The organism is Acinetobacter sedimenti, from assembly GCF_022601685.1.
In the GTDB taxonomy this organism is placed as follows: domain Bacteria; phylum Pseudomonadota; class Gammaproteobacteria; order Pseudomonadales; family Moraxellaceae; genus Acinetobacter; species Acinetobacter sedimenti.
In genome coordinates this window covers 56,563-74,501 of record NZ_JAKUML010000014.1, presented here as the reverse complement: position 1 = coordinate 74,501, position 17,939 = coordinate 56,563, and the positions used below count along the sequence as shown (strand labels likewise).

The following is a 17,939-nucleotide window of genomic DNA, read 5'->3' as shown; positions in this document are numbered from 1 at the left end:
GTTTACTGCTCATAAGCACCTCGTTAATTAGCCATTTTATCTAACTAAAAGGTGTCTACAAAATCGGTGGCTATTCAATACATTATATGTCTGTATCCTATTTTGTATCCATAAGTTATCCTCATCGCAGGGATACAAAATACAAATCAAATTGAGTGAAACTCACTTTTTCAAAATCTTGTTAGGGCTTTGGGATGACTTCACACAAATTTCATGATAACAAGACTATATTAACAATGGATAATCGTGTTGAGAAATGCATGCTTTTGGATCAGTTAAAGTAAAGGGATCAAGGATCAGTTAATGATACGTTTTTTTCTAAGGTGGATAGACAGTTGGTCACATGATGCGGGTACGCATATGCCTGATCAGCAAGTGAATTCATCCTCGAAAATTGTATCTTCAAAGTCATCTGATATTCAATGGCTTAGAATAATACCATTTATCCTGTTGCATATTAGTTGTCTTGCCGTGTTGTGGGTGGGTGTGTCATGGTTTGCCGTCGCCTTTATGTTGATGTTTTACATGATTCGAATGTTTGCGATTACTGCATTTTTTCATCGTTATTTGGCGCATAAATCCTTTAAAACCTCTCGAGCTGTACAGTTTTTCTTTCTGCTAATTGGCACCATGAGTGCCCAACGTGGTCCGCTATGGTGGGCGGCGCATCATCGTGTGCACCATCGTCATACCGACACGGAAATTGATCCACATTCCTCACAGCATGGTTTTTGGTATAGCCATATTGGCTGGTTTCTAAATCAGCAGAATTTCTCTACACGAAAAGATTTGATCAAAGATTGGCTCAAATATCCTGAGTTGATTTGGTTAGATCGCTTTAGTTTACCGATTGTTCTTTTGACGGCGATCGCAATTTATGTACTGGGTGATTGGTTAAGTTTGGCTTATCCGAGCCTGCACACTTCAGGTGTACAGCTCTTGGTTTGGGGTTTTGTCATTTCGACGGTGTTGTTGATTCACGCAACCTTATGTATCAATTCTTTGGCGCATCGTTATGGTCACCGTGATTTTGAGACGGATGATCAGAGTCGTAATAATCTGTTTTTAGCGATTATTACTTTGGGTGAGGGTTGGCATAATAATCATCATTTTTATGCAGGTAGTGTGCGTCAGGGATTTTATTGGTGGCAAATAGATGTGAGCTATTATATTTTAAAGCTCATGTCTTATTTTGGTTTGGTGTGGTCAATGAATCCTGTGCCTGACAAAGTCTATCAATATCGCCATGATCACGATTTAACAAATCCGCATCAGCCAATACAAGAGCAGGAATCGCCATGAAGATTGCCATCATTGGCTCTGGCATATCAGGCATGTATGCTGCATGGCGACTTTCCAAAACGCATGATGTGACAGTATTTGAGAAAAATAACTATTTTGGCGGTCATACCGATACGCATCAGCTGAATATTGACGGTCAAAATATCGCTGTTGATAGTGGTTTTATCGTGTTTAATGCCTTGAATTATCCTGTTTTTTCAGAAATGCTCAATCAGCTTGGAGTGGAATCACAGCACAGTAATATGAGCTTTTCTGTGAATAATTTGGTGTCTGGGCTACAATACAACCCATCGAGAAAGCGTTATTTGTTGGCACGTCCGCAGAATTTTTTTAATGCGTCTTTCCGAGAGATGTTGAAGGATTTGATTCGATTTTATCAAGACAATGTCAACTGTAATGTTTCGCAAATCGATGCCGATTACACCATTGATGATTATCTGAATGATCATGGCTATTCCCAAGCCTTTCGTGATGAACATCTGTATCCAATGTGTGGTGCGCTTTGGTCGTGTACTGGGCAGTCTGTGGCACAGATTCCTTATCAATTCGTGATTCAGTTTTTTCAGCATCACCGTATGCTTTCACTCAAAGATCGTCCGCAGTGGCAAACGGTGCGAGGTGGTTCGGCGAGTTATATCCAAGCCATCCGAGCGCAATGTCCGTCGATAACTTGGAAAAATGTGGCGGTGAACTCCGTCAAACGATCAGCAGATCAAGCATTACTTAGCACATCAGCAGGAGATTTTGTGTTTGATTGGGTGATTTTTGCCAGTCATGCCGATGACACTTTAAATATGCTGGCTGATGCTAGCGAGATAGAGCGAGAGATTTTAGGTCAATTTCAATATCAAGATAATCATATGGTGGTGCATGCTGACACCAAGACCATGCCAAAACAGCGTTCACAATGGGCAAGCTGGCATGTACATGTCACTGCAAATAATGTGCATGACAATCGGAAAATTAGTTCAGCCTTAAACGACCAAGAGACAAACTCAAAGCGACAAAATACATCACCGATTCATTATGCTTATAGCTATTGGATGAATAATCTGCAAAACCTCAAGTGCAAAACGCAAATTTTCTCCACTTTAAATCCAAATCAAGCCATTGATCCTAAAAAGATCTTTGTCGAACGACATTATCGCCATCCCGTATTTGATCCTGCGGCGATCGCCACCCAATCAAGATGGCACGAGATCAACGGTAAACATCGCAGTTCATTTTGTGGTGCTTATTGGGGTTGGGGCTTTCATGAAGATGGTGCCAAGAGCGCATTGAACGTGGTCAATGCCATTGATGCGATGTGGGATCAGGAGCATGCCTATTAATGGATTGAATCTGCTGTCCCGCGTCGCCATTGCCAAAGCATGGATACGTCACCGTCGTTATGCGCCGAAAAAACATCATTTTCAATCGACTTTGCATTATTTATATTTTGATCCCGATCAGTTGGCAGAAATTAGCCAAGGCTCGGCGCTGTGGTCACATCGTCGTTTTAATGTATTAAATCTTTACGGCAGTGATTTTCTAACGGCTTATCAGGGAACGATTCGAGAGAAAGTCGATCAAGCAATTTCTACTTATTATCAAAAAGATGCGAATACTCAGATCAAAAAAAATCTAGCTTCAGATGACCAAATTCGAGTACTTGCATTGCCTCGCACTTTAGGTTTTCGATTTAATTCCGTGGTGTTTTATTATGTGTTTGATGCCACTACACAACTCAAATTTATTCTCAGTGAAATCACCAATACACCGTGGAATGAGCGAAAAATTTACGTGCATGACTGCGATATCGCTACAAATAAAATGCACAATGCTAGGCAAAACATATCTACTCAATCAGAAAAGCAATTTTCAAATCAGCTACTACAACAATTTCTGAATCGATTAGCAGATCAGGATGCTCGATTTGATTTTGACAAGGCATTTCATGTCTCGCCATTTATGCCAATGAATTTGCAGTATCAGTGGCATTTTCGGGTATCGAATAAACAAAATATCATCCATATGAAGCTGTTTGAGGCAGGTGACATGCTGTTTGACGCCACTATGCGCTTTGAGCTTGAGCCAATCACACTTTCTTCACAGCAGACTCGCTACGCTATCTATCATGTTTTTGAACCGTTAAAAATGGTTTTTGGGATTTATCTTCAGGCGTTTCGACTTTGGAACAAGAAAATTCCGTTTTATCAACATCCCAAAAAATCCTCGCCAAACAACACAGGAAATTAAAAGATCATGAATAATATCAAAGCCTTGATGTATGGTGAAAATAAACAATTGCCATTTATCTTGCGTGGTTTGAATCGACTGCGTCATGGTCAAATTACCTTTACTGGATTGTGGCAAGGCACAGTTGGGCAACAAAGTACAGATACTCAATATGATGAAGGTGCCTCAAATGGCACGATTGAAAACTTGCACGCTGTGGTTGAAATCCATGATAGCGCCGTGATTGAGTTGATCTTAAAACAAGGGGTGCTTGGTGCGGCAGAAGCTTACTTGCGAGGCTATTGGTCGAGCGATGACTTGGTAAAGATTGTACGGATATTGGCACGCAATCGTAATGTGCTTGATCGCATCAATGACAATCTGTTTAGTCAAGCCAGTCAGTCACTTTTAAAGCTGTGGTATCGCAGTCGTCGTAACTCCATTAGCGGTAGTCAAAAAAATATCGCTGAACATTATGATCTGAGTAATGATTTCTTTAAGCTATTTCTCGATCAATCGATGATGTACTCCAGTGCAGTCTTTGAAGATGATCAGATGACTTTGGATCAAGCGTCAGATTTAAAAAAGAAAATCATCTGTGAAAAGCTTCAACTGCAACCGATGGATCATTTGGTTGAAATTGGTACGGGGTGGGGCGGGTTTGCCATCTATGCAGCGCAACATTACGGTTGCCAAGTGACCAGTATTACCATTTCTCAAGCGCAATATGATGAAGCCGTGGCACGAGTGAAGGCAGCGGGGCTCAGTCATCGTGTGGATATTCAACTGAAAGATTATCGTCACTTAAACGGTCAATTTGACAAATTAGTCTCTATCGAGATGATCGAGGCGGTCGGGGCGGATTACCTCTCGACTTATTTTGAAAAATGTCGCTCACTACTCAAACCAAACGGTTTGGCAATGATTCAAGCGATTACAATTGAAGATGCACGCTATGCCAAAGCCTTAAAAACGGTTGATTATATTAAGCGTTATATTTTCCCTGGAAGTTTTATTCCATGTATCAGTGTGATGACACAAACCGCATCGAATCATCAACTGCGACTCAAACAGCTCGATGATATCGGGCAAAGCTATGCAAAAACCATTCATATTTGGCGGGAGCGTTTTCTTGAAGCTAAAGCGCAGGTCTTGGCGATGGGCTTTGACGAGCGTTTCATTTGCATGTGGGATTTTTATTTGTGCTATTGCGAGGGTGGTTTTGAGGAAGGTGTAATTAGTGATGTGCATTTGCTATTTGAAGCGAGTGCATATTAAAAATCATCATTCTCAACATTAATATACAAGCGAATAAATTCACGATCATAAATGATTTACTCAACTGGAGATCAAGCAGGTGCTATGGACATTATTTTATATTGATCTTGCCATCATGTTTTTGGCGTGGTTGTTCGCAACATTTAATGGTCGTGCAGGGATTGTCGATGTGGCGTGGAGTGCTTGCATCAGTGTCAATATTTTACTTTGTGCATGGTTTTTTGACAGCGCACCTGAAAGCTTACGCATCTTTCTTGCTGTGTTGAGTAGCGCTTGGTTTGTGCGCTTGAGTTGGCATTTGGCACGTCGTTATCTTTCAGAGTCTGAAGAAGACACGCGCTACGCTAATATGCGCCGAGCAATGGGACGCTTTCAGCATATCGGCTTTCTTTTATTTTTTATTTTTCAAACAGGACTTGCCATACTGTTTTCTTATCCGATGTATGCATTACTCAATACCGATGCATCGATGTGGCAAGCTTGGTTGCCAATGACCATGATTGTGGCTGCAGTGATTATGCTGATTGCATTTGTTGGAGAAGTGCTTGCCGATCAGCAATTGTATCGATTTAAACAACGTCTGGAAAATCGTGGACGCACTATGGATCAAGGTTTGTGGGCATACTCTCGTCATCCCAATTATTTTTTTGAATGGTTACATTGGTTTGCCTATCCGATTATCGGACTTGCTGCTGGGCTTTACGTGCTGTGGATTTATCCGATCTTGATGTTTTTGTTTTTGTATTACATCACGGGTATTCCATTCAGCGAGCAACAAGCTTTAAAACATCGTGGTGAAAATTATCGTGACTATCAACGACGCACCTCAATGTTCATTCCATGGAAACCGAAAACCAAATCCTAAATCGAATCAACAACATTGAACTCAAAAAGGCAATCAATAAGATGGACACAATGATTAAAAGTGCTTTAAAAGTCGTCGAAAGTGGCGTACTACCTGACACTACGATTCGATCGGCAATTCGTCATCTGAGTAGAAAGCGACTGAAACAAGAAGGACGGGACAATCCGACACTCGCCGCAGCACGTTATATGGATGTGCTGAATATGCTGAAAGCCAGTGAAATCGCCATCGAAACAGACAAAGCCAATGAGCAACATTACGAATTGCCGACGGCGTTTTTCCAAGCGGTACTCGGAGAGCGCCTGAAATACAGTGGCTGCTTTTTTGCTAATGATCAGGTCAGCTTAGATGAGGCAGAAGTTGAAGCATTGCGGATTTATAGCGAGCGAGCCGAGCTGACGGATGGTCAGCAGATTTTAGAGCTAGGCTGTGGCTGGGGATCACTGACATTGTGGATGGCTGAGCATTATCCAAATGCCAAAATCACCGCTGTGTCCAACTCCAAAACACAGCGTGCGCATATACTGCATCAGGCCGAGCTGAAAGGATTTAAAAACCTTGAAATCATCACTTGTGATGTCAATGATCTAGAGTTGGAGCATAATCATTTTGATCGTGTGGTATCGGTGGAAATGTTTGAACATGTGCGCAACTATCAACGGCTATTTCAAAAAATCCAATCTTGGCTAAAACCAGACGGCAAGCTGTGGTGTCATATTTTTTGCCACCGATTTTTGCATTATCCATTTGAAATCAATAATGAGTATGATTGGATGTCGAAATATTTCTTTTCAGGTGGGTTGATGCCTGCGGTGTCGACATTTTTACATTTCCAAGATGATTTACAACTGATCAATCATTGGCAATGGGATGGAACGCATTATGAGCATACTGCCAATGCGTGGTTAAAAAATATGGACAATCAAGCGGCACAGCTAAAACCATTATTTAAAACTGTCTACGGCAAGGATGCGAATATTTGGTGGCAAAGATGGCGAATTTTCTTTATGGCATGTGCCGAATTGTTTGGTTTAGATGATGGTCAAGAGTGGGTGATTGGGCATTACTTATTTGAAAAAAATTAGTTTCAAGAAAACATCATCACAGACTGCGTGTATATTCGAATAATTAATGATTCAAATCATCTGACTAAGTTTAACATTTAAAGTTTGAAGCAACGAGATAATGCATGATCAGTAAACGTACTGAGATAATACCACAAAAGAATGATCGTTTAGGGGTTATTTTTAGTCGTTACTATTGGCTACAGATTGCGTTGATTGCCTTGTCGATATTTATCGGACTTGCTTGTAGCGCATGGGTGATCAAAGGTTCACTGCTCAAAACTGCATTAGAACAAGAAATGGCACATTATTGGACTCGGCTTGATCGAGATGCCAATGCCAATTTACCTGATACCAAAAATCTATACGGTTATCGCTGGACGACCACAGTGCCACCTGATCAGTTTCGCAATGTTTCGCTGACATCGGGTGTACATCGAATCTATGTCGATGGTAAAGAGCGCATGACGGTCTATGGTGAGCGTGGCGATCAGCATGTGTTGTTGGTCTTTGGTGAAAGTAATGTCAATCAACTGGTGTGGATATTTGGTTTAGCACCGCTGATGCTAAGCTTATTTGTGCTATACAGTTTTTTGTGGTGGTCAAATCGTCGTGCGAAACGGTATTTTTCACCGATTACCCGGTTGGCGCATACCTTAGAAGATATAGATTTGGAAAATATCAATTGGGCAAAGCAGTCTACCCACACTTCGCCATTTCAAGAGATTCAAACCAATAACAATATTGAAGCTGCCGATCTCAAACAAGCTTTAGAAAAATATCATCTGATGCTGAGCCGAATGATCTTACGAGAGCGAGAATTTATCAGTGATGTCAGCCATGAGCTACGAACACCATTAACCGTATTAAAAGGCAATGTGCAACTCAGTCAAGCCAAATTCGGCAGTGACCGTGCCATGACTGCTATCGAAAATACCATTGATGATATGCAAGTTTTGGTGGATACATTGCTTGCGATTTCACGCAATAAAAGCAGTCAGCTTAGCTATCAATTTTTATATTTGTCTCACATCGTACAAAGCTTGATTGCGGATTTAGATCATGTCAGCACCTTCAAGGGCATTGCAATCAAATACCAGCTTGACGGTCAAGAACAACGACGTAAGCTACATTCGGCAATGACAAAAATGGTGTTCAGCAATATTCTGCGTAATGCTTTGAATTATTCGCAAGGAACACAAGTTGATGTGATTCAAAGAGATAAAATGATCATCATTGCGGATAATGGCATAGGTATCGTGGATCAGAATGATTCCAGCAGTCCACAGATCACTCGCTTACTCGCCCAATCTGCCAAAGGGCATGGGATCGGATTATTATTGGTCGATAAGCTTTGCAAACAGCTTGGTTGGCGAGTTGAATTATTTGATCGAGATCGTTTTCTTGCGCAACATCAAGATTTGAGTTTGCAACACAGTCGTGGCTTGGTCGTGGTGATTTACTTTACTTAATGCTTAGATTTTCTATGCAATTATTTTCTAGGGTTGGAGTGATTGCTCAGTAATAATTTTTAACCCAACGCCAGAGACGGTGTGAATCAATTTTTTCTCAAAAGGTTTGTCAACCAATTTGCGTAGATTATAAATATGTGATCTTAAGGCGTCACTTTCAGGTTCTTCATCACCCCAAACCGCCATAATCATCTCTTGTTTGGTGACAATCTTCGGACTTTGACGCATTAAAACTTTGAGCAATTTAAATTGGATCGGTGGCAAATCTAAGCTTTGTCCTGCTCTGAATACAGTTTGCGTACTACTGTCCAAAGTCAGATCTTCGATCTGCAGAATGTGCTTTGAAACATCACCAGATGCCCGCTTGATCAATGCATTGGCACGTGCAACCAGCTCTTTAAAATCAAACGGTTTGACCAAATAATCATCGGTCCCATGATCAAATCCGCAGATTTTATCTTCCAAAGTATCTCTCGCCGTGAGCATAATCACAGGAGTATCGTTGCCTTGATCATTACGAAGCCACTGACAAAGGTCATAGCCTGAGCCATCAGGCAGATTGATATCAAACAATAAAAGTTGATAAATATTTTTTTCAATCAGACTTTTTGCTGACTCAATATTGCGAACATAATCAACCACGAATTGATGTTGTTCTAAGTATTCACTTAGCGTTAATGCCAGCTCGATATGATCCTCGACGAGCAAGATAAAGTGTTGCGTCATAGCTGTTATTTCAGTGTTTTGGGGTCTCTTGAAATGTCAACAGACCCTAATTTAAGGATTGAGTAATTGTCGTTTTAATGTATCACTAAAAGGTTCAGAACCAAACCATATTTTAAAATACTGATTTGCATATTGATTTTTTATGTATGCGATCTGCTGACCATTCAAAAATAAACGCAAAGACGTACTTGGATGGTCATAGCGCAATCGATAGACATCGCCATTTTTTACTTGACTGTAATGACGATTAATCGGCATCAATGCATTAAGCTCAGTTTTTGAAGCGATATTTTTCTTCAAAAAATGATTGGCTGCACGGCGAAATGCCCAAGCGGGGATATTTTCAGTATAGCTAAACTCAAGCTCAATGCTTTGCTTATGCCAACTTTTTCCGCACTGTTCTGCGGCGTATTGCACTTTGCCAACGTTTTTTTTGCTAACAGTAAGTGGTGCTTCAGCGCATTTTTTAAGCGTACTTGCATGCGCTGAATGGGGAACAACGAAAATACTGCTAGTGATGAGTAAGATTAGGGGTTTTTGAATGGCAATACCCATTGATATAACCCTCCAACTAAAGGAATTTTACGATACAAACCGTTGGCCGGATCCCAATAATCTTGTTGGAAAATGATTTGATTATTTTGATTGATTTTAATTTCGCTGATGCCATAAGACGACATGGTCTTGGTGCGTCCAAACATTTTGAAGTCATAGCCCATAAACCAATGTACATACGCCGTGTCACCTTGATAGGTTGAACTGAGTAATTTCACGTCTACATTACTGACATGATCGTTCATGCCTTTGAAGTGTTCGATCAGATCATTTTTGTTGGAAAACTGCGATAGCGTGTCATTGATATACAGTTGGTCGGCGTACATGGCTGATGCTTTTTCAACGAATTCTGCTGTCCCGAGTGTATTAAAACTGGCCACAAAGCGTTCACCGACAGCATTGGCTTGTTGTTGGTTTAGGTTGACCCCTGTGATTTTGGATTTTGCTTGGCTATAACTTTGCGTGTAGCTCGCCGTGCTATTGCATCCACTGAAGCTCAGCAGTGCAACAATACCTAGTGCAGACGTAATAAAAGCTTTCATGATGACCTCAGTGTCCAATTAAAATAAATAATTTGAATCAATCAATATAAACTATCTTGCTCGTTGTGAAGTCAATGTGAATATTTAAGAAAGTAAATGTTGTGTAAAGCGAAGTATCAGCAGTATCAAATGCCGATTTCACATATTGTGGAGCGTGGATTTTTGTATGGGCTTCGCTATAATGAGCCGTTGATTTTTTTTGATGAAAACAAGCAGGGCGTATCGATGGATATACAACAAGCACTACAAAATATCGAATCCCATACGCCGATGATGCAACAATTTCTGCAAGTCAAAGCGCAATATCCCAAAGCGTTATTGTTTTATCGCATGGGAGATTTTTATGAGTTGTTCTTTGATGATGCTCAGCGTGCGGTTAAAATTCTTGGTATTACCCTTACGCATCGTGGTAAGTCAAATGGCGAGCCGATCCCGATGGCAGGTGTGCCATATCATGCCGCAGAAGGTTATCTTGCACGCTTGATTAAAGCAGGGGAAACCGTAGCAATCTGTGAACAAGTTGGTGAGGTTACAGGTAAAGGGCCAGTCGAGCGTAAGGTTGTTCGTGTATTAACACCAGGTACCTTGACTGACGATGCGTTGTTGGCAAGTAGTCAAAATAATCATCTCGTTTCGATTGCGATTAAACAAGGTCAAATCGGTATTGCGGTACTCGATCTCAGCGCAGGGCTATTCCGAGTACAACAGCAAGCTTTACACCCTGATCAAATGATATTAGAAATGGCACGCATTGCGCCAAATGAAGTGATTGTCGATGAGTCGATGGTAGATCGAGAGTTATTTGCTCAGATCGAAGCACAACTGGACTGTCCAACTACACAGCGCCCGAATGTCGATTTTAATATTAAAAATGCCTATCAAACCTTATGCGATCAATTTGGTGTGAAGTCATTAGCAGGTTTTGGCTTGGATCAGTTAGAGCTTGCCCAAGCGGCGGCGGCGGCGCTGATTCATTATGCACGGGAAACGCAGAAAACAGCGTTACCGCATATCACCAGTATCAAAGTGGAGCAATCCGATCAATTTATTGCGCTTGATCCGATTACACGACGGAATTTAGAGATTATTGAGCCACTCTTTGAGCATGGCACATCGCTATTTGATTTGGTTAATCAATGTAAAACAGCAATGGGTTCACGGCTGCTTGCACGACATCTTACCCAGCCGATTCGTGATAGTGCATTACTCAATGAGCGTCTAAATGCGGTACAAACCATCAAAGATGGCTTCCATGAAGAGCCACTGCGTTTGGTATTGCGTGAGATTGGCGATATTGAACGGGTACTTTCACGGATTGGTTTAGGCACGGCTCGTCCACGTGATATTGTGCAATTGCGTCAGGCGTGTGGTCAGTTGCCGTTTCTACAACATGCTTTAAAAGCGACTTTGCAAAATGGTGATGTTGCACTGACTCGTATTGCAAGCGAACTTGGTCAATTTCAGCATATTTATGATCGGCTGAATCAAGCGATTGTTGAATTACCGCCTGTATTACTGCGTGAAGGTGGCGTTATTGCTGAAGGCTTTGATGATGAGCTGGATGAACTACGTCAGATTCGTGATCATGCAGGGCAATTCCTCATTGATCTCGAAGTCAAAGAGCGGGAAGCCTCAGGCATTGCCAACTTAAAAATCGGCTATAACCGAGTCAGTGGCTACTATATCGAGCTTTCTCGTGCGCAAGCCGCACAGGCACCTGCACACTTTATCCGTCGCCAAACCTTAAAAAATGCTGAGCGTTACATCACACCTGAGCTCAAATCTTTTGAAGATAAAGTACTCTCCAGTGAAGCACGTGCGCTGAACCGTGAAAAACAGCTCTATGAATTGCTTCTGCAAGAGCTTCGTGACGAAATTGTGCCATTACAAATCATGAGCCGAGCGATTGCCGATTTGGATGTTTACGCCAACTGGGCGACGCAAGCTCGCATGCACCATTGGCAACGTCCTGATTTTCAGCTTGAAACTGGCATTCATATTCAAGGTGGTCGTCATCCTGTGGTTGAAGCTTTGATCAAAACACCATATACCGCCAATGATACTCATCTTGATGCACAGCATCGTTTGGCGATCATCACAGGGCCGAATATGGGCGGGAAATCGACCTATATGCGTCAGACGGCATTGATCGTGCTACTTGCGCATTGTGGTAGCTTTGTCCCTGCGGAAGTTGCCAAAATGAGTAGTATTGATCGTATCTTTACTCGGATTGGTTCGGCAGATGATTTGTCGTCAGGCAAGTCAACTTTCATGGTCGAAATGACCGAAACAGCGCAAATTCTACATCATGCCACCAGTCAGTCTTTAGTGCTGATGGACGAGGTCGGGCGTGGTACCAGTACCTATGATGGTTTATCGTTGGCGTGGGCGTGTGTGCTTGATCTCGCCAAACGTATCAAATGCTTATGTATGTTTGCGACGCATTATTTTGAATTGACTGAGTTGGGTGCTGAGTCTGCGATTGATAACTATCATGTGGTGGCAAAAGAGATCAAAGGACAATTGATTTTATTGCACAAAGTCCAACATGGTCCAGCCAGTAAAAGTCATGGTTTACAAGTGGCGAAACTTGCAGGGATTCCACAAAATGTCGTTAAATCTGCACAGAAAAAACTCTCTGAACTTGAGATTCATCAAGCACAGGCAACACCGCTACAAGTACAAAACGATCTTTTTGCAGAACCTCAATTCGCAGAGCAATCATCATTCGTGGAAAATAATTTAGCGGAGAATCATATTGCCGATCAAGTGTTGTTAGAGAAATATCAAGAGATTGAACAGCAATTATCAAATTTACAATTGGATGATCTCACGCCACGTCAAGCCTTAGATATGCTCTATCAACTGAAACAGCAGATAAAATAAATGCCATTACAGCAAACTCTGACGGTTTCCGTTGCGATACTTCGTAATGTCGGATTGTTTGGGTTGTTTTTCTTTAGTTTAAATTTGATCAGTGCTTTTTATGCAGGACAGTATGCACCTGTATTATTTCTAATTTTCTTGAATTTAATCGCTTGCTACATGGTGATGAGTGCGGGGACTTATGAGGTGAGTGATGGTTTCATTTCACATCGTTGTCTGCGTGGACACTACCAAATCCGTTGGCAAGATATTGATCGGATCGAGCTTGGTGGACAGGGCAGTTATGTGCTTTATGCAGGAGCACAGCTTTTTATATTATTGCCAAGTATTTATTGGTCAGGTAAAGATAAAAATGCCTTTGAACAATTCATCAATCAGACAATTAAAGCGAGTCACTTAACCATCGAATCCAGTTTAATCGCAGATTTGATGTGGCATAAAAATACACGAATCTAGCGGTATCATATAAATTTTTTCTGAGTAATTTTGGGTGATCGTCGGGTGAGTTATAAGATGAGTTATAAGATGAGTTATAAATTGTTACGTTGTCTATAAAAACATCAATATTCAAATCAATAAAAACTCGGTAAAGTCTTTCAGAATGGAAATTATATAAATCTAAACAGAGTTACCGAACTGAACACAATAACGGAGTAAAGAATAATGATCATGCTTACTTTTGAAAAAATCATCAATGCAGATCAGGCGACAGTATGGCAAAAGCTTTGGGGCGAAGATACTTATCCAAAGTGGACCAGTGCATTTAGTGCAGACTCTCGGATGCAGTCGGATTGGCAAGTGAATGGTCGGACGCTCTTTTTAGACGGCAGTCAAAACGGCATGATTTCAACGATTAGCGAGATGGACGAGCCGAATGCTCTTGTATTTACCCATCTTGGTTTTATGGAAAATGGTGTAGAAGATTTTGACAGCCCGCAAGTGTTAAAGATGAAAGGTGCACAGGAAAAGTACTTGTTAAGTGAAAATACGCAAGGGCAAACCATTGTCAAAGTCGAACTGGATACTGATGCAGAGTGGGAAGAAATGATGAGTAATGGCTTTACCAAAGGCTTAGACATTTTGAAAACATTGTCAGAAAGTGCGTAAATCTTATTTACTCGGCAGTTAAAATCTTCTCAAAGTTCTAATGTCAAAAATAAAGCCTGCATGTCGCAGGCTTTGTTTTAGATCAAATTTGTATCATATAAAATATCAGAGCACAGCTTAAAGCCCTGCTGCATCTTTCAGTAATTCTGCTTTATCAGTTTGTTCCCATGTAAATGCAGTGCTACTTCCTTCACGACCGAAGTGACCATAAGTTGCCGTTTGCTTATACATCGGTTGTAACAAGTTCAACATACGTGTGATACCAAATGGACGTAGGTCAAAATGCTCACGAACCAATTCGATAATGGTTTCTTCAGCGATTTTTGCCGTACCAAAAGTATTTAGCGAGATTGAAGTTGGCTCAGCCACACCGATGGCATAGCTGACTTGGATTTCACATTTATCCGCAAGTCCCGCAGCAACGATATTCTTCGCCACATAACGACCTGCATAGGCTGCCGAACGGTCAACTTTGGATGGGTCTTTACCAGAGAATGCACCGCCACCGTGACGCGCCATACCGCCGTAGGTATCAACGATAATTTTACGACCAGTCAAACCACAATCGCCGACTGGACCACCGATCACAAAAATGCCGGTCGGATTGATGTGGAATTTCGTTTCTGCATGGAACATTTCAGCAGGAATCACAGGTTTGATGATCTCTTCAATGATTGCTTCTTTCAAATCTGCTTGAGAAATTTCAGGATCGTGTTGTGTAGAAAGTACAACAGCATCAAGGCGAACTGGTTTGCCGTTTTCATAAGCAAAAGTGACTTGGCTTTTCGCATCAGGGCGTAGCCACGGCAAGCCATTATTGTTACGACGTAGCTCAGCTTGACGCTCCATCAAGCGGTGCGCATATGAGATTGGTGCAGGCATGAGCACATCAGTTTCACGGCTCGCGTAACCAAACATCAAGCCTTGATCGCCCGCACCTTGATCTTCAGGCTTTTGGCGATCAACACCTTGAGCAATCTCAGGCGATTGTTTACCGATCATGTTGATCACGGCACAGGTCGAACCATCAAAACCTAAATCGGAATGATGATAGCCGATACCATTCACTGTGTTACGGACAATATTTTCAAAATCAATATTCGCCGTCGTGGTGATTTCCCCTGCAAGTACCACCGCACCAGTTTTAACTAAGGTTTCGCATGCGACACGTGCATAAATATCTTGTTCTAAAATTGCATCAAGAATCGCATCACTGATCTGATCAGCCATTTTGTCTGGATGACCTTCACTTACCGATTCTGATGTAAATACTGCGTACTCGCGCATGAAACTTCCATTCTTGAATTTTAAAAATGGCGATATCTTACATCATATTGCACTGAGATGGCAGATTAGCGCTCAAGCAATTCAATCAAAACTTCTGATATTTGATATTCAACCAATTGAAAATTAAATAAAATTCACTTATCAAAAGTTCTTGAAAATTTTAAAAAATTGACATGAATCAATTTCACTTTTTATGTTGTATTGAAAAAAATCTAAAACTGGCTGATCAGTTCACACTTTATCCGTAAAATTGGTCGAAATAAAAGCGTGAAAATGGCATGATGGCTAAAATTTAATACTTCATATTTGAATGCGTCATATTTAAAACGTGATATGAAGCGACTTAACCAAAGACTAAAAGTCTGCAATTAGATACCGTAGGGAAATCAGATGTTAAAGCACGATGCCGATTTAGAACTCTTCCGTGACAATTTTCGCCGTTTTATGCAGGAGCATATCGCACCGCATTATGAAACTTGGGAAAAAGAAGGCTTGATGCCTCGACAAGTTTGGAATCTCTTGGGTGAAAATGGTTATCTCTGTGTCGATCTACCTGAAGAATATGGTGGCTATAGTGTGCCGACGTATTATTCACTCATGCTTGTAGAGGAAGCATCTCGTGCAGGCTATGGTGCGTTATCGACTGCGATCTCGTGTCACTCTGAGATTGCGGCGCCGTATATTTTGCACATTGCCAATGAAGAGCAAAAGCAACAATGGCTACCAAAAATGGTGTCAGGTGAAGTCGTTGGTGCAATTGGGATGACTGAGCCTGGAGCAGGTTCGGATTTACAAGCGATTCGTTCAAATGCGATTTTGCAAGATGATCATTACCTATTAAATGGCTCGAAAACCTTTATTTCTAATGGTCAGCATGCAGATTTAGTTGTCCTTGCCGTGAAAACTGATCCTGCTGCCAAAGCAAAAGGCGTTTCACTCATGCTAGTGGATACGCATTTGGATGGTTTTAAAAAGGGCACCAACTTAGACAAAATCGGCTTACATTCTCAAGATACTTCAGAGCTATTCTTTGATAATGTCAAAGTCCCGAAAAATCAATTGCTCGGTCAAGCTGGGCATGGTTTTGCTTATCTTATGCAAGAGCTTCCTCGTGAACGTACAGCGATTGCAGCGACGGCGTTGGGTGCGATTCGTGGTGCGATTGATGTGACGGTGAAATATGTCCAAGAGCGTCAGGCGTTTGGTCAGTCGATTGCCAAGTTCCAGAATACTCGCTTCGTCATTGCGCAAGCCAAGATTGATGAACAAGCTGTGGCAGCATTTTATGAGCGCTGTGTGGAAGAATACATGGAAGGCATCATGACCGTGCAAACTGCGGCGGCGATCAAAGCATTCTCAACGGATATGCAGATGAAAGTGGCGGATAATTTGCTTCAGCTGTTTGGCGGTTACGGCTATATGACTGAATATTCGATTTCACGCTTCTTTGTGGATGCACGGATTCAGCGTATCTATGGCGGTACCAATGAGATCATGAAAGAGATCGTGGCTCGTGATGTGTTAGGGCGTTGATTGAACGGTTGAAATAGCATATTGAATCATTGAAAATGCCCACAAATGTGGGCATTTAAAATTACAGATAATTCACTTCAATACTGGCATGTACGATTTCTTCATGGATCGACAAAGCATGTTTGATACTTTCAGGTGTAATCGCATGATTTTCAGTTTTGATAGCGAGAATGCAGGAAAATTTTTCTCGACCAACTTGCCATACGTGCAAATCTGCCAGTTCAACATCTAAATCCTGCATCATTTCTTTAATTTCTACGACGACAGGTACATCCATTTCAGCTTCAAGGAGAATTTTTCCTGTCTGACGAATCAGTCCTAAAGCCCATTTTGACACCAAAATTGCGCCAACAATGCCTAAAATTGCATCTAAAAAATCCCACTGCAAATATTTTCCAGCGAATAAGGCGATGATTGCCAGTACAGATGTCAGTGCATCTGCGATGACATGTAAAAATGCAGCACGTTGATTCAGATCATGGCTATGGTGAGTATGCGTTGCTTCATGTTCATCGTATGAATGTTCGTGATGAGAATGATCATGGTCATGATGATGGTGGCTATGATGCGAATGTCCGTGATGTGCGTGTCCATGGTGTTGTGAATGCCCTTGATGTGCATGATCATCATGCAGTAACCATGCACAAACGACATTCACGATTAAACCTAAAATCGCAATGCTGATTGCTTCGTTATAATGAATTTGCACGGGATGAAATAGGCGTTCAATCGAGCTAATACACATAATTAACGCAACGAGCATGAGTAAGATCGCACTGCTATATCCTGCGAGAATTTCGATTTTCCATGTGCCAAAGCAAAAGCGTGGGTCATTGGCATAATGACGTGCGGCACGATAGGCAACATAAGCCAAGCCAAGTGCCAACATATGCGAACTCATATGCCATCCATCAGCAAGTAGTGCCATGGAGTTGAAAATCCATCCACCAGCAATTTCTGCAACCATCATAACGCCAGTAAAAATGGTCGCAATCAGAATTTTTTTCTGAGCAAGCGGATTGCCTTGATCAAACTGATGAGAATGATTGGCTTGGAGGGGATTTGAGGTAGATGAAGCCATGATCGCTACTTTTTTAAAAATATG

General features: G+C 41.5%; 16 protein-coding genes. 11 read left to right on the top strand and 5 right to left on the bottom strand.

What is annotated here, in order from left to right; all coding sequences use genetic code 11:
• Nucleotides 1-303: 303 nt before the first annotated feature.
• The 7 genes from MKI79_RS09395 to MKI79_RS09365 all read left to right on the top strand — a co-directional run bounded on the left by MKI79_RS09395 (nucleotide 304) and on the right by MKI79_RS09365 (nucleotide 8,198).
• A complete protein-coding gene (locus tag MKI79_RS09395; protein WP_241572577.1) occupies nucleotides 304-1,302 on the top strand; it encodes an acyl-CoA desaturase in 999 nt (332 codons plus the stop codon).
• The gene (locus MKI79_RS09390) at nucleotides 1,299-2,633 is read left to right on the top strand and encodes an NAD(P)/FAD-dependent oxidoreductase (RefSeq protein WP_241572576.1); all 1,335 of its coding nucleotides are present in this window, start codon (nucleotides 1,299-1,301) and stop codon (nucleotides 2,631-2,633) included. The genes MKI79_RS09395 and MKI79_RS09390 overlap by 4 nt, the downstream gene beginning before the upstream one ends.
• Entirely contained in the window at nucleotides 2,623-3,540 is a 918-nt protein-coding gene (locus MKI79_RS09385) for a DUF1365 domain-containing protein (RefSeq protein ID WP_241572573.1), read from the top strand. The genes MKI79_RS09390 and MKI79_RS09385 overlap by 11 nt, the downstream gene beginning before the upstream one ends.
• A 6-nt stretch (nucleotides 3,541-3,546) precedes the next feature.
• Nucleotides 3,547-4,797, top strand: a complete 1,251-nt coding sequence (locus tag MKI79_RS09380; RefSeq protein WP_241572572.1) for an SAM-dependent methyltransferase — start codon at nucleotides 3,547-3,549, stop codon at nucleotides 4,795-4,797.
• Nucleotides 4,798-4,876: 79 nt separating this feature from the next.
• Nucleotides 4,877-5,662 (top strand): DUF1295 domain-containing protein, encoded by a 786-nt coding sequence (locus MKI79_RS09375; protein ID WP_241572569.1) that lies wholly within the window; start codon nucleotides 4,877-4,879, stop codon nucleotides 5,660-5,662.
• A 41-nt stretch (nucleotides 5,663-5,703) separates the two neighbouring features.
• On the top strand, nucleotides 5,704-6,747 hold the full coding sequence (locus MKI79_RS09370) for an SAM-dependent methyltransferase (RefSeq protein WP_241572567.1): 1,044 nt from the start codon (nucleotides 5,704-5,706) through the stop codon (nucleotides 6,745-6,747).
• Between the two features lie 104 nt (nucleotides 6,748-6,851).
• A complete protein-coding gene (locus MKI79_RS09365) occupies nucleotides 6,852-8,198 on the top strand; it encodes a sensor histidine kinase (protein ID WP_241572565.1) in 1,347 nt (448 codons plus the stop codon).
• A 27-nt stretch (nucleotides 8,199-8,225) separates the two neighbouring features.
• Here the strand turns inward: MKI79_RS09365 and MKI79_RS09360 are convergent, their stop codons facing one another.
• Genes MKI79_RS09360 through MKI79_RS09350 form a run of 3 tightly spaced genes read right to left on the bottom strand, consistent with a single transcriptional unit; the run spans nucleotide 8,226 to nucleotide 10,021 of the window.
• Nucleotides 8,226-8,924 (bottom strand): response regulator transcription factor, encoded by a 699-nt coding sequence (locus MKI79_RS09360; RefSeq protein WP_241572563.1) that lies wholly within the window; start codon nucleotides 8,922-8,924, stop codon nucleotides 8,226-8,228.
• Nucleotides 8,925-8,975: 51 nt separating this feature from the next.
• On the bottom strand, nucleotides 8,976-9,479 hold the full coding sequence (locus MKI79_RS09355) for a chalcone isomerase family protein (protein ID WP_241572561.1): 504 nt from the start codon (nucleotides 9,477-9,479) through the stop codon (nucleotides 8,976-8,978).
• Nucleotides 9,452-10,021, bottom strand: coding sequence for a nuclear transport factor 2 family protein (locus tag MKI79_RS09350; protein ID WP_241572558.1), 570 nt, complete (start codon nucleotides 10,019-10,021; stop codon nucleotides 9,452-9,454). Before MKI79_RS09350 ends, MKI79_RS09355 begins: the two co-directional genes overlap by 28 nt.
• Before the next feature lie 225 nt (nucleotides 10,022-10,246).
• On the opposite strand from MKI79_RS09350, the gene mutS reads away from it, so the two are divergent.
• The 3 genes from mutS to MKI79_RS09335 all read left to right on the top strand — a co-directional run bounded on the left by mutS (nucleotide 10,247) and on the right by MKI79_RS09335 (nucleotide 14,014).
• Entirely contained in the window at nucleotides 10,247-12,907 is a 2,661-nt protein-coding gene (gene mutS / locus MKI79_RS09345) for a DNA mismatch repair protein MutS (protein ID WP_241572600.1), read from the top strand.
• Nucleotides 12,908-13,363 carry a hypothetical protein gene (locus tag MKI79_RS09340; protein ID WP_241572554.1) on the top strand — a complete coding sequence of 152 codons (456 nt, stop codon included), beginning with the start codon at nucleotides 12,908-12,910 and terminating at the stop codon, nucleotides 13,361-13,363.
• A gap of 213 nt (nucleotides 13,364-13,576) precedes the next feature.
• Complete coding sequence (locus MKI79_RS09335; RefSeq protein ID WP_241572551.1) at nucleotides 13,577-14,014, top strand: SRPBCC domain-containing protein; 438 nt, start codon at nucleotides 13,577-13,579, stop codon at nucleotides 14,012-14,014.
• A gap of 117 nt (nucleotides 14,015-14,131) precedes the next feature.
• Here the strand turns inward: MKI79_RS09335 and metK are convergent, their stop codons facing one another.
• Nucleotides 14,132-15,301, bottom strand: coding sequence for a methionine adenosyltransferase (gene metK / locus MKI79_RS09330; protein WP_241572548.1), 1,170 nt, complete (start codon nucleotides 15,299-15,301; stop codon nucleotides 14,132-14,134).
• 390 nt (nucleotides 15,302-15,691) lie between these two features.
• Here metK and MKI79_RS09325 point away from each other — a divergent pair, with 390 nt between their 5' ends.
• Entirely contained in the window at nucleotides 15,692-16,834 is a 1,143-nt protein-coding gene (locus MKI79_RS09325) for an acyl-CoA dehydrogenase family protein (protein WP_241572544.1), read from the top strand.
• A gap of 61 nt (nucleotides 16,835-16,895) precedes the next feature.
• Here the strand turns inward: MKI79_RS09325 and dmeF are convergent, their stop codons facing one another.
• Entirely contained in the window at nucleotides 16,896-17,915 is a 1,020-nt protein-coding gene (gene dmeF / locus MKI79_RS09320; RefSeq protein ID WP_274619077.1) for a CDF family Co(II)/Ni(II) efflux transporter DmeF, read from the bottom strand.
• Nucleotides 17,916-17,939: the final 24 nt, after the last annotated feature.